Here is a 12,192-nt window from a genome sequence, read left to right on the forward strand (position 1 = left end):
GTTCTTAACCAAATATCGCGCCGGATATCCTCGGAGCTTTACGGGGCCCTAACCATTAGCGGTTAAGGTGTAGGCCGTGGGCAAGCACCTTTCCTCTCCGCAACCGGCGCCCCCCGCCGAATTGCCGATCTCCGACGTGCTCGGATTGACGCGCAATCCTGCGTTCGATCCCACGCGCCTGCGGGGCGACGAGTATGGCGAGCTGGCTCAGGCGAGCCGCAACCGGATGCTGGCCAACGCGTTGCTGGCGGCCTTCATCGCCTCGGTCTTCGGTCCGCTGATCGGGCTGGTCTATGTGGTGCCCTGGGCGGCGCTGCTTGCGTTCATCCTCTACAAGACCCGCCAGACCGATCTGCTGATCGCCGCACCCGGCGCGCGTGTCGGCCCGGCCACGCTGGAAAGCCAGCAGAACCGCAACGCCGTGGCCGGCGCGCTGTGCTGGGTTGCGGCGCTGATTGCCTTTCCGCTGCTGTCGGGCGGTGCGCAGGAGCTGACCCTGCTGCTGGTCACGCTGGCGCTGATGACGGCATCGACCTTCGTCTTCTCCACCTCGCCCGTCAGCGTACTGCTCTACATCGGCACGCTCGGCGCGGGCGCGATCGTCTCGCTGGCGCTGTCGGGCCAGTGGCAGGCGATGGGCGGAGCGATCCTGTTCACCATCGCGGCGCTGGTGGCGACCGTGCAGGTGCGCACCACCTTCGTGAAGGCGCGGCTGGCCGAGGCTGCCGTGATCGAGAAGGAAGAGGTCGTCTCGCTCCTCCTGCGCGAGTTCGAGGAGAACGAGGCCGACTGGCTGTGGGAGGTCGATCCGGCCCGCCGCCTGCGTGCGGTCTCCCCGCGCTTCGCCTTCGCGCTCGGCCGGACGCAGGGCGATGTCGAGGGCAAGCCGCTGCTCGAAATGGTCGCGGGCGCCAACTGGGAGAGCGGCCAGTTCCCCGCCAGCCTCCACGATCTGGCCGAGCGGCTCAAGAACCGCGAGAATTTCTCGAACATGCTGGTGCAGGTCTCGATCCTGGGGGAAGAGCGCTGGTGGGAGCTTTCGGGCACGCCGATGCGCGACGAACAGGGGCGCTTCACGGGCTTCCGCGGGGTCGGATCGGATGTGACCGAACAGCGCAAGTCCTCCGAAAAGATCGCCTATCTCGCGCGATACGACACGCTCACCCAGCTGCCCAATCGCCTGCAACTGACCGAGGCGCTGGGCGAGGCGCTGCGCTATGCCGTGCAGTGGCGCACGCGCTGCGCGCTGCTGATGGTGGACCTCGACCGGTTCAAGGCGGTCAACGATTCGCTCGGCCACATGACCGGCGACAAGCTGCTGGCGCAGGTGTCGGCGCGGCTGCAATCGCTGATGGGCGAGAACCAGCTGTGCGGGCGTCTGGGCGGCGACGAGTTTGCCATCGTTATCCGCGATGCGAGCACGCCGGGTGTGATCGGCGATCTGGCGCGCCGCGTCATCAACCGCCTGTCAGAGCCCTATCAGGTCGATCATCACACGCTTTACGTCGGCGCCAGCGTCGGCTCGGCCGAGGGCCCGCGCGACGGGAACACGGTCGAGGAGATGATGCGCAATGCCGACCTTGCGCTCTACCGCGCCAAGGACAGCGGCGGTGGCGAGCATTGCCGCTTCGAACCCGTGCTCCACGCCTCGGCCGAGGAGCGGCGCCAGCTTGAGGTCGCGCTGCGCAAGGCGCTGGGCCGTGACGAGATGGTGCTGCATTACCAGCCCGTCGTCGACGCGCGCACCGAAAGCGTCGTCAGCTTCGAGGCGCTGGTGCGCTGGAACAGTGCCGAGCACGGTTTCGTCAGTCCCGGCAAGTTCATCCCGCTGGCCGAGGACACGCGCCTCATCGTGCCGATCGGGCAATGGGTGATGCGCAAGGCCTGCGAAGAGGCGCGCAACTGGCCCGAGCACGTGAAGGTCAATGTCAACGTCTCGCCCGAACAGCTGCTCGAACCCGGCTTCCATGACGAGGTGGTGCAGGCGCTCGCGGCGACCGGCCTCAGGCCCGAACGGCTCGAGATCGAGGTGACCGAGAGCATTTTCCTGCGCGATGCCAGCGTCGCCCGCAACGCGCTGGAACAGGCGATGGCGCTGGGTTGCTCGGTCGCGCTCGACGATTTCGGGACGGGCTATTCCTCATTGGGCTACCTGAGGAAGCTCAAGTTCTCGACCATCAAGGTCGATCGCACCTTCGTGCAGGGCGCGGCACAGGGCAGCGCGGAGAGCCTCGCGATCATCAACGCGGTGGTGGCGATGGCCAAGAGCCTGCAGATGACCACGACCGCGGAAGGCGTGGAGACCAGCGAGGAAGCCGAACTGATCCGCAGCCTCGGCTGCGACAAGATCCAGGGCTTCTATTTCGGACGGCCGATGACCGCGGAAGACGCGCGCAGCCTGTTCAACCTGATGAAGGAACGCCGCGCCTGACAGGTGCGGGCCGCGCTCAGGCGGTCGCGAAGCTCGCCAGAATGCTCTCGAACATCCGCCGCCCGTCCGCGCCGCCGAGCGCGCTCACGGCCGCCGGCTCGATCGCGCGTTCGGGGTGCGGCATCATGCCCAGCACCCGGCCGTTCTCGCTCACCACCCCGGCAATGTCGCGCGCCGATCCGTTGACGCTCTCGGCATAGCGGAAGGCGACAAGGCCTTCGCCTTCGAGCCGGTCGAGCGTTTCGGCGTCGGCGTAGTAGTTGCCGTCATGGTGGGCGACGGGAATGCGGATCGTCTCGCCCGCGGTGTAGCCTGCGGTGAAGGGCGAGGCGGTGTTTTCGACCTTGAGCGCCACGGTGCGGCAGATGAAGCGCTGGCCGGCATTGCGCAGCAGGGCGCCGGGCAGCAGGCGCGCTTCGGTGAGGACCTGGAAGCCGTTGCACACGCCCAGCACCGGCACGCCGCGTCCTGCTGCTGCGACAACCGCGCGCATGATCGGGCTGGTCGCCGCCATCGCGCCCGAGCGCAGGTAGTCCCCGTAAGAAAAGCCGCCGGGCAGAGCGATCAGATCGAGGTTGTCAGGAAGATCGGCATCGCCGTGCCACACGCGGATCGCAGGTGCGCCCGACACCGCGGCGAGCGCGCTTGCCATGTCCCGGTCGCAGTTGGAGCCGGGGAAGGTGATGACCGCTGCCCGGAATGCCATCAGTTTGCGCCTTCGCCCAAGCCTTCGATCGTGAAGCTCTCGATCACGGTGTTGGCGAGCAGCTTCTCGCACATCTGCGTGATCGTGGCGTGATCGGTGCCTTCGGCGACGTCGAGCTCGATCAGGCGGCCGATGCGGACATCCTCGACCCCGGCAAAGCCGAGACCTTCGAGCGCGTGGTGCACCGCACGCCCCTGCGGATCGAGCACACCGGGCTTCAACCTGACGAGGACGCGCACTTGCATGGCCTGATGCTCCATTGATTCCGCCGCTGCGGCCGGACCGCTTGCGGGGCCTATAGCGTCCCGCCGCGCAGGCGCAATCGCGGTGATGCGGCTTCTGCACCGCCGGGGTGCGTCACCGAGCCGTCATATCCCGGTCAAAACTGCCCTGTGATTGTAACCCTGTTGCAACAACCTTCCCAAGATCGGTTGGTTCTCGTCGCTTTGCTGCAACATTTGCATCCGTGAAACTCGCGCGAATCGGACAAAAATGTCACCGCGCGCGTCACACCCACTCTCCGTTCGACAATCATAAGGGGGTAATCCGATGTCACACCGCTTTGCCGCATTCCGTGCCGCCTGGGCCGGCTCGACCGTGCTCGCTGCTGCTGCTCTGGGCTTTGCCGCTCCTGCCGCCGCGCAGGACGACACCGCCGCCGCCACCGCTGACGAGGGCCAGCTGGCCACCATCATCGTCACCGCCAACCGCCGCGAGGAAAACCTTCAGGACGTCGCCGTATCGGCCGAAATCCTCGATACCGAGCGCGTCGGCGCCGTCTTCAGCGCCGCCGGTGACATCACCGCGCTGGCCGGCACCGTCCCCGGCCTCAACGTCGAAAGTTCGAACGGCCGCGTCGCCCCGCGCTTCTATATTCGCGGCCTCGGCAACACCGACTTCGACCTCGCCGCCTCGCAGCCGGTCTCGGTGCTGCTCGACGACGTCGTGCTCGAGAACGTGACCCTCAAGAGCTTCCCGATCTTCGACGTGGAGCGCGTTGAAGTGCTGCGCGGCCCGCAGGGCACGCTGTTCGGCCGCAACACTCCGGCCGGCGCGGTGAAGATCACCAGCGTCAAGCCGAGCCACGACACCTCGGCCAACGCCGCGATCTCGTTCGGCAGCCTCGACACCTTCTCGCTGAGCGGTGCGGTCGGCGGCTCGATCGCCAAGGACGTGCTGGCCTTCCGCGCCTCTGCCCAGATCCAGCGCCGCGGTGACTGGATCAGCAACGGCTTCACCGGCGACGACAACGTGCTCGGCGGCTTCACCGATGTCGCCGCCCGCGCGCAGCTGCTGTTCACGCCGAGCGACCGGTCGAGCATCCTGGCCGCGGTCAACTTCCGCGACCTCGACGGGTCGTCGACCTTCTTCCGCGCCAACATCCTCGGCCCGGGCAGCAACAAGCTCAACAGCAACTACGACCGCGACACGGTGTTCTATGACGCCGGCGGCGGCAACGTGGCGAAGTACCAGCAGTTCGGCGCGACGCTGACCGCGGCCTACGAGTTCGACGGCGTCACCCTGACCTCGATCACCAGCCACTGGACCAGCGAAGGTTCGAGCCGTGGTGACATCGACGGCGGCTTCGGCGCGGTGTTCCTGCCGGGCGGCGGCGGTCCGGGTCTGATCCCGTTCCCCTCGGACACGCAGGACTCGATCGACCTCAAGCAGACCACGCAGGAAATCCGCCTCGCCTCGAACGGCGATGGTCCGCTCAGCTGGCAGATCGGCGGCTTCTACTTCGACAGCGACTTCGACGTCACCACCGTCGGCTTCACCTTCCCGCCGCCGGTTACCGTCAACCACACCAACGAAGCCTGGGCGCTGTTCGGTCAGGCGACCTACCAGCTGACCGAGACCCTGCGCGTCACCGGCGGCCTGCGCTACACCGATGACCAGAAGGACTTCTTCGTCCGCTCGGGTGCCGCCCGCCAGCCGCGCAGCGTGGGTGACAAGAACGTCGATTGGGATATCAGCCTGTTCGCCGACGTGTCGGACGACGCGAGCGTCTATGCCAAGGTCGCCAACTCGTTCCGCGGGCCGACCATCCAGGGCCGTGACGTCGCCTTCTTCAGCGCGCCTTCGATCGCCCAGTCGGAGAACATCACCTCCTACGAGGCAGGCTTCAAGACCGAGCTCGCCGATCGCCGCGTGCGTCTGAACGGTGCGGTCTACTACTACACCGTCAGCGACCCGCAGTTCACCGCGGTCGGCGGCGCGGGCAACCTCGTGCAGCTGATCAACGCCAACAAGGGCGAGGCCTATGGTCTCGAGTTCGACGGCGCCTTCCAGATCAGCCCGCAGTTCCTCGTGACCCTTGGCGTTGCCTACAACAACACCGAAATCCAGGACGCCACCCTCGAAGTGGGCGGCTGCCGCCAGTGCACCATCACCGATCCGTTCCGTTCGGTGAACAACCCGGACGGCAGCGTCAGCCGGTTTGCGCGCATCAACGGCAACCCCTTCCCCAACGCGCCGGAATGGAGCGGTGACTTCACCGCCCGCTACAGCGTGCCCGTGGGCAATGCCGGCGAGTTCTTCATCTTCACCGACTGGACCTATCTCGGCGAAACCAACTTCCTGCTCTACGAAAGCAAGGAGTTCAACGCCAAGAGCCGGATCGAGGGCGGCCTGAAGATCGGCTACTCGGGCGGCAACGGCCAGTGGGAAGTCGCCGCCTTCGCGCGCAACATCACCGACGAGGACAACGTTCTCGGCGTGATCGACTTCAACAACAACACCGCTTTCGTGAACGATCCGCGCGTCATCGGCGCGATGTTCAGCGTCAAGTACTGACGGTTAGCGCCCCCGCGAGGGGAGCGCGCCTTACGGGGAAGGCCGGCAGGGGGCGACCTGCCGGCCTTTTCTGTGCCCGCTAGTCCTGCGCCTGCACGGAGGCTTCGGGCACCACCACGAACTCCACCGCACCCTCGGGAGCGAGGTACTTCAGCGCCATCTGATGGATATCCTCGGGCGTAATCTTCGCCATGATGTCCGGCACGGCGAGGAAGCGGTCGATCCGCTCGGGCTCGCTCTGGGCGCGGGCGGCAAGGCCCATCCACCCGCCGAGGTCCTTCAGCGCATTGTTGTATTCCTCGAGATAGGGCTTCCTCGCCCGCTCGATCACGTCGGCATCGAGCGGCGCGGCGCGCAGGTCCGCAAGCAGCCCCGCCACCGCCTCCTCGGTTGCCGCGCGCTTGTCGGCCGCGACCGAGGCGCCGATGATGAAGGCGCCGTAGCCGGGATAGTAGTGGCTCGGCGCCGATCCGGCCGAGGGCGAATAGGCCTGCCCCAGCTTCTCGCGCAGCCGGTCGGTCAGCTCCAGCCGGACGATGCGCGAGAGCAGGTCGAGCCGCAGCGTCTCGGCCAAATCCTTGTCGTCGGTGGTCGGCCAGACCCATTGCAGCAGCGCCTGGTCGGGCTCGCCCTTGTGGGTGATGACCTTCTGGCCGCGATTGGCGGTGAAGCTGCGGCTGCGGTTCTCCGCGCGCAGGTTGAACGCCGCCTCGCGCTGCGGCAGCGCGCCGAGGGTCGCGGCGACGGCGGCGATGGCCGCTTCCTCGTCGAGGTCGCCCACCAGCGCGATTTCGATCGCCCCCTTGGCCAGCCGGTCGCCGATCGCGGCGCGCAAGCCGTCGTAATCGAGCGCGAAGAAGGCCTCGCGCGGGGCGAGGCTGAAGCGCGGGTCATTGTCCGACAGGATCGCCCCGCTCGCCGAGGAGAGCGCGCGGCCGGGGGTGGAATCGAGCGTGTTGAAGAAGTTGTCGATGTTCTTGCGGAACCGCTCCACGCCTTCGGGGCGGTAACCCGGATCGGTCAGCGTCGCGGCCAGCACCTGCATCTGCAGGGCGAGATCGCGCGGAGTGGTCGTGGACGAGGCGGTGAAGGCATCGGTGTCGCTGTCGAGGTCGAAGCTGACGCTGCGGCCCGCCAGCACGCTCGCTAGCTCGTCCGCGCTGTGCTTGCCGAGCCCGCCCGCCGCGAGCGAGGTGGCGAGGTAGACCGCCGTCGGCGCCTCGCGGGTGTTCATCAGATCGCCCCCGTCGACCGCCATCGTGAAGGCGATGCGGTCCTTGCGCACATCGGTCTTCTTGAGGGTCAGGCGCACGCCGTTGGCGAAGCGGATTTCGCGGAAGCCGAGGCGCGGCTCGGTGGTGTCGGACACGACCTTGCCCGCCGGACCGAAGTCGCTGTAGCCGAAGGCGAGCGGGCCGTTGTCGACCGGCGCGGCGATGGCGAGCTTCATGCCTTCATCGAAGGCGCCTCGCAGTGCCGCCTCGCCGCCTTCGGGCGCGGTGCGGCCCTCGAAGCGGATCAGCGGCTCGGTAAGCGGCGTGGCATCCGCGCGCATCGCCTGCCACACGGCCTCGGGCGTGATCTCGGGCGCGAACTGCTCGAAACTGGCGAGCGCGAATTCAGGGGTGGTGGGCACCCGCTCGTCGCTGGCGAGGCCCAGCGCCGCGCCCACAAACACCGCATTGCCGCGGGTGTCGGCAGCCTTGGCGGCGTTCTCCAGACCGGTGCGGATATTGGCGAGCTGCTCGTCGAGCTCGGCGCGGGTAAAGCCGTAGGTGACCGCCTGGTTCACCTCGCGCACCGCGGCGAGCACGCCCTTCTTCCACTCCCCGTCGGCGCTGCTGACGGTGAGGCTGGTGATCCGCGCGGCCTCGAAGATGTCGCCCGAGCCGAAGCTTGCACCGCGGAACGGCGCATCGGCCCCGCGCGCGAGGCGGGCGAGGCGGCGGTTGACGATGCCGTAGCCGATGCCGCGCAGCAGATCGGTGCGGCGGTTAGCGAGGGTGTCAGGCTCGTCGCGCCACGGGGCGAGGCGGCTGATGGCGACGCTTTCGGGGAGGGCGGGGTCGATGTGGATGTCGGTCTTGCCCTTCGCCGTCACGTCGATCGGCCCGGCATCGGGCTCGGCCGGGGCGGGGCCGGGCGCCCAGTCGGCAAAGCGCGCCTTGATCGCCGCCTCGACCACCGCGACGGGATAGTCGCCGACCACCACCAGCACGGTGTTCTCGGGCCGGTAGGTGCGCTGGTAGAGCGCGCGGATCTGCGCGGCGGTGGCCTTCTCCAGCACCTCGAGCGTGCCGATCGGGATGCGCTGGCCATAGCGCGCCTGCGGGGCGAGGAAGGCGACGTTATCCTCGAAATTGCGAAGCTGGAAGCCCGCCCGGTCGCGCCGCTCGGCAAGGATCACCCCGCGCTCGCGCGCCACGGCCTCGTCCGAGATCGTCAGCTCGCTCGCGGTCTCGCGCATCAGCATCAGCGCCGTGCCCAGCAGCGCCTCGTCGTTGCGCGGCAGGTTGAGCATGTAGGTGATGTTCTCGAAGCCGGTCGAGGCGTTGGTGTCCGCGCCGAAGGCCAGTCCCTCGCGTTCGAGCAGCTTGACCATCTCGCCCTCGGGAATGCCCTTCGATCCGTTGAAGGCCATGTGTTCGAGATAGTGCGAAAGCCCGCGCTCGGTGTCGGTCTCCTCGAGCGCGCCGGAATTGACCCGCATCCGCACCAGCGCGGTGCCTGCCGGGGTGGCGTTCTGGCGGATGACGTAGCGCATCCCGTTGGGGAGCCGCCCGAAGGTGAAGCCGGGATCGACCGGGACGTCGCTTGCCTCGAAAGCCCAGACGGGCTTGGGCGCCTCGGTCTTGGCCGCAGATTCAGCGGCGGGCGCATCCTGCGCGGCGAGCGCGGTGGTGAAGGCAAGCGGGGACAGAGCCAGCAGCAGGCCGGCGGCAAGGGGAAAATTCCGCATGTAAATCAGACATCTCTCGGATCGGTTGCGACCAATCCCGAGACTAGCGCGAGAAATGCGGCTGTCAGCCTATTTCTTGAGGCGCGTCACTTCTTGAGTGGTGGGGGCCCGCGCAGGCGCGAGCGGGCGTGGGAGAGGTCGAACACCTCGCCCGGGCCATTATCCTCGCCGTTCAAGAGGCCGAGCCGGCGCGCGACTTCGCGATAGGCCTCTTCCTCGCCGCCCAGATCGCGGCGGAAGCGGTCCTTGTCGAGCTTTTCGCCGGTGGCCATGTCCCACAGGCGGCAGCCATCGGGGCTGATCTCGTCGGCGAGGATCACGCGGCTGTAATCGCCATCGTAGAGCCGCCCGAATTCGAGCTTGAAGTCGACAAGGCGGATGTCGATCGCGGCGAACATCCCGCACATGAAATCGTTGATGCGGATCGCCATCGAGGAGATGTCGTGCATCTCGTCGTTCGAGGCCCAGTTGAAGCAGGCGATGTGCTCTTCGGCGACCAGCGGATCGCCCAGCGCATCGTCCTTGTAGTAATATTCGATTAGCGTGTGCGGCAGCGGCTCGCCTTCCTCGATCCCGAGGCGCTTGCTGATCGAGCCTGCGGCGACGTTGCGCACCACCACTTCGAGCGGAATGATGTCCACCTGCCGGATCAGCTGCTCGCGCATGTTGAGGCGGCGGATGAAGTGGGTGGGGATGCCGATATGGGCGAGGCGGGTGAAGACGTGCTCGCTGATGCGATTGTTGATCACGCCCTTGCCGTTGATCGTGCCCTTCTTCTCCGCGTTGAAGGCGGTCGCATCGTCCTTGAAATACTGGATCAGCGTGCCGGGCTCCGGACCCTCGTAGAGGATCTTGGCCTTGCCTTCGTAGAGCTTGGTGCGGCGGGACATCGTCTGTTTCCCTTTTCAGCGAATGGTGCCCGGGGGCGGATTTGAACCACCGACACGCGGATTTTCAATCCGCTGCTCTACCCCTGAGCTACCCGGGCATTCGCTGCGAGCGACGGGGAGGTGCCATTCGGCTGCCCCGGCGAGCAAATGAGAGCGGCCCTATGGCGAAGGGTTTTGGGCTTGGCAAGGGGGATTTGTCCACAAAGCGCAAGAATGCCCGCCCCCGTCTCAATCCTGCTCGCGCCAGCTTTCCTGCGCGAGTTCTTCCGGATCGGCCGGAGGGCCGGGGACGGCGTAGGAATCGGAGAACCAGCGCGCCAGATCGCGGTCGCGGCAGCGCGTGGAGCAGAACGGATGGTGGTCCGGATGCCGCGGCTTGCGGCAGATCGGGCAGGGCTTGGTCGCGGTCGTCATGCGTCCACAAGCTGGGCATGGGCGGCCTCGATGGCAAGCCCCGGATCGGCGGAGACGCGCACCTCGCGTCCCGTGCGGCGGGCGAGTTCGGCGAGCCATGCTTCCTTGAGCTTGGCCTTGAGCGCGGGGTGGACCGCGAGTTGCAGCACGCGCCCCCTGCCGCCCGCATCCGCCGCCAGCTCCGCGCGCCGCAAGGCCATGCGCGCGGCCATGCCGAGGCGGGCCGTCGCGAATCGGTGCAGCAGCGAGGGGCCTGTGAGCCGCGCGACGATCTGGACGAAGCCGAAGCCGTTCATAGCGGTGCGCTCATGCGGAAAGGCGCCGAGCGCCGCCTCCAGCGCCGCATCGACCGCGCGGCGATCTTCCTTGGTTGCGAGCGTCGGGAAATCGATGCCGATATTCCCGCCAAGGTCGAACCACGCCAGCGCCTGCGCGATGGCCGGGACGGCTGCCAGCGCCACTTCGCGCGGCGCGCCGATCCCGTCGATGTCGATTACGGTCATGGCCGGGGTGACACTGACGAGAATCTCGCCGTTGGGAAAAGCGATGCTGCCCGAAGAAGCGGCGTGCCACACCTCGTCCCACAGGTCAGCGGGGAAGCGCCTGACGATGCGCCCTTCCGGCCATCCCGGGGCGGGGGAGGGCGCATCCGCCCCCGCGACCCGCGCCTGCGCGCGCTTCAGCCGCCCGCGCTCGGCCAACGCCGCGCGGGTGATGACGAGATCGAGGCTCTGACCCTCCGTCACCTGCGGCGGCAAGTGATCGACCAGCGCCTCGATGCCGCCATCGAGCTGCGCGACCCCGCGGCGCGTGCCCTTGAGCTTGGCGGTGAGCCTGCCGGTGGCGCGCGCGCCTGCGGCAAGCTCGCCCGGCCACATCAGCTTCGCGGCCAGCACACGCTCGCCCTCGACCAGCAGCCCGCGGGTCTCGCCGATGCCTTCTTCGATGAGCCAGTTCACGAGCGAGCCTCGGCGGTAGTGAAGGCCCACCCCGCTGCGACTAGGCCGCTACGCGACCAAGTCTCGCTTCCCTCCCGCTTGCCCCCGGCTCGGTGGCCGGGGCAGGTATCGGAGTTGGGGGTGGGCAAGTCACCCAATCGCAAACCCCGCTGCCTTGAGCAGCGCCCTCGTGTGATAGAGCGGCAGGCCCATCACGCCCGAATGGCTGCCTCTGATCCACGCGATCAGGCCCTCGGCCGCGCCCTGGATGGCATAGCCGCCCGCCTTCCCGCGCCATTCGCCGCCCGCGAGATAGGCGGCGACTTCCTCAGGCGAGAGCCGCTTGAAGCACACCACCGTCTCGTCGAGGCGTTCCCTCAGTGTGCCGTCAGGAGCGCGCAGCACGACGCTCGAGAGCACCTGATGCCGCCGCCCGCTCATCAGTTCGAGGCAGGCGCGCGCTTCGGCTTGGTCTTCCGTCTTGGGAAGGATGCGGCGGCCCACGGCTACCACCGTGTCGCCCGCCAGCACGAACCCGGGGGCCTCGACCGCCAGCGCCTTCTCGCGCCCCATGCGCAGGGCATAGGCTCGGGGGAGTTCGCCCTTGAGCGGAGTCTCGTCGATATCGGCTGGCGTCACGGCGTCAGGCGCGAGGCCCAGCCGCGCGAGCAGTTCGCGCCGCCGGGGCGAGGCCGAGGCCAGTGTCAGATGAAGGGCGCCCATCGGGGCCGCCGCAGGAAATTACTGCGGGCCGGGGCCGCCGCGACCCGGCATGAAGCGGTAGGTGATGCGCGCCTTGGTCAGGTCATAAGGGGTGAGTTCGCACAGCACTTCATCACCCACCAGCACGCGGATGCGGTTCTTGCGCATCTTGCCCGCGGTGTGCCCCAGCACTTCATGGCCGTTTTCAAGCTCCACCCGGAACATCGCATTGGGCAGCAACTCAACCACGCGCCCGCGCATTTCGAGGAGTTCTTCCTTGGCCATGTATTCCCTTTGGTTTTCGTTGCGGCGCACAATACGCCCGTCGATTGCTGGCCGCGCTTTAGCGATGCGGG

At 67.6% G+C, this 12,192-nt stretch carries 10 protein-coding genes and 1 tRNA gene; 2 read left to right on the forward strand and 9 right to left on the reverse strand.

Annotation, left to right across the window (positions count from 1 at the left end; genetic code table 11):
• The first annotated feature begins 136 nt into the window (after positions 1-136).
• Positions 137-2,431 carry a putative bifunctional diguanylate cyclase/phosphodiesterase gene (locus BZF57_RS02700; protein ID WP_240505824.1) on the forward strand — a complete coding sequence of 765 codons (2,295 nt, stop codon included), beginning with the start codon at positions 137-139 and terminating at the stop codon, positions 2,429-2,431.
• A gap of 16 nt (positions 2,432-2,447) precedes the next feature.
• Here the strand turns inward: BZF57_RS02700 and purQ are convergent, their stop codons facing one another.
• The gene (gene purQ, locus BZF57_RS02705) at positions 2,448-3,137 is read right to left on the reverse strand and encodes a phosphoribosylformylglycinamidine synthase subunit PurQ (protein WP_086734333.1); all 690 of its coding nucleotides are present in this window, start codon (positions 3,135-3,137) and stop codon (positions 2,448-2,450) included.
• Complete coding sequence (gene purS, locus BZF57_RS02710) at positions 3,137-3,382, reverse strand: phosphoribosylformylglycinamidine synthase subunit PurS (RefSeq protein WP_086734626.1); 246 nt, start codon at positions 3,380-3,382, stop codon at positions 3,137-3,139. The genes purQ and purS overlap by 1 nt, the downstream gene beginning before the upstream one ends.
• A gap of 304 nt (positions 3,383-3,686) precedes the next feature.
• Here purS and BZF57_RS02715 point away from each other — a divergent pair, with 304 nt between their 5' ends.
• Positions 3,687-5,933: a TonB-dependent receptor gene (locus BZF57_RS02715; RefSeq protein ID WP_086734335.1), complete on the forward strand. Its 2,247-nt coding sequence runs from the start codon at positions 3,687-3,689 to the stop codon at positions 5,931-5,933.
• Positions 5,934-6,012: 79 nt separating this feature from the next.
• Here BZF57_RS02715 and BZF57_RS02720 read toward each other — a convergent pair whose 3' ends face one another.
• The 7 genes from BZF57_RS02720 to infA form a co-directional block, all read right to left on the reverse strand.
• Positions 6,013-8,892, reverse strand: coding sequence for a M16 family metallopeptidase (locus tag BZF57_RS02720; protein ID WP_086734337.1), 2,880 nt, complete (start codon positions 8,890-8,892; stop codon positions 6,013-6,015).
• A gap of 86 nt (positions 8,893-8,978) precedes the next feature.
• On the reverse strand, positions 8,979-9,782 hold the full coding sequence (purC, locus tag BZF57_RS02725; protein WP_086734340.1) for a phosphoribosylaminoimidazolesuccinocarboxamide synthase: 804 nt from the start codon (positions 9,780-9,782) through the stop codon (positions 8,979-8,981).
• A gap of 23 nt (positions 9,783-9,805) precedes the next feature.
• Positions 9,806-9,880 (reverse strand) — tRNA-Phe (locus BZF57_RS02730).
• A gap of 130 nt (positions 9,881-10,010) precedes the next feature.
• Positions 10,011-10,196 carry a DNA gyrase inhibitor YacG gene (yacG, locus tag BZF57_RS02735; RefSeq protein WP_086734342.1) on the reverse strand — a complete coding sequence of 62 codons (186 nt, stop codon included), beginning with the start codon at positions 10,194-10,196 and terminating at the stop codon, positions 10,011-10,013.
• A complete protein-coding gene (locus BZF57_RS02740; RefSeq protein WP_086734629.1) occupies positions 10,193-11,155 on the reverse strand; it encodes a ribonuclease in 963 nt (320 codons plus the stop codon). Before BZF57_RS02740 ends, yacG begins: the two co-directional genes overlap by 4 nt.
• A gap of 129 nt (positions 11,156-11,284) precedes the next feature.
• The gene (locus BZF57_RS02745; RefSeq protein WP_086734344.1) at positions 11,285-11,857 is read right to left on the reverse strand and encodes a Maf family protein; all 573 of its coding nucleotides are present in this window, start codon (positions 11,855-11,857) and stop codon (positions 11,285-11,287) included.
• A gap of 18 nt (positions 11,858-11,875) precedes the next feature.
• Positions 11,876-12,121: a translation initiation factor IF-1 gene (gene infA / locus BZF57_RS02750; RefSeq protein WP_007163491.1), complete on the reverse strand. Its 246-nt coding sequence runs from the start codon at positions 12,119-12,121 to the stop codon at positions 11,876-11,878.
• Positions 12,122-12,192: the final 71 nt, after the last annotated feature.

It is taken from the genome of Erythrobacter colymbi (assembly GCF_002155685.1).
Taxonomy (GTDB): domain Bacteria; phylum Pseudomonadota; class Alphaproteobacteria; order Sphingomonadales; family Sphingomonadaceae; genus Erythrobacter; species Erythrobacter colymbi.

Coding starts and splice junctions, on each gene's coding strand:
- infA (WP_007163491.1), bottom strand. CDS start 12,121: ATGGCCAAGGAAGAACTCCTCGAAATGCGCGGGCGCGTGGTTGAGTTG.
- BZF57_RS02720 (WP_086734337.1), bottom strand. CDS start 8,892: ATGCGGAATTTTCCCCTTGCCGCCGGCCTGCTGCTGGCTCTGTCCCCG.
- BZF57_RS02715 (WP_086734335.1), top strand. CDS start 3,687: ATGTCACACCGCTTTGCCGCATTCCGTGCCGCCTGGGCCGGCTCGACC.
- purS (WP_086734626.1), bottom strand. CDS start 3,382: ATGCAAGTGCGCGTCCTCGTCAGGTTGAAGCCCGGTGTGCTCGATCCG.
- BZF57_RS02745 (WP_086734344.1), bottom strand. CDS start 11,857: ATGGGCGCCCTTCATCTGACACTGGCCTCGGCCTCGCCCCGGCGGCGC.
- purQ (WP_086734333.1), bottom strand. CDS start 3,137: ATGGCATTCCGGGCAGCGGTCATCACCTTCCCCGGCTCCAACTGCGAC.
- purC (WP_086734340.1), bottom strand. CDS start 9,782: ATGTCCCGCCGCACCAAGCTCTACGAAGGCAAGGCCAAGATCCTCTAC.
- yacG (WP_086734342.1), bottom strand. CDS start 10,196: ATGACGACCGCGACCAAGCCCTGCCCGATCTGCCGCAAGCCGCGGCAT.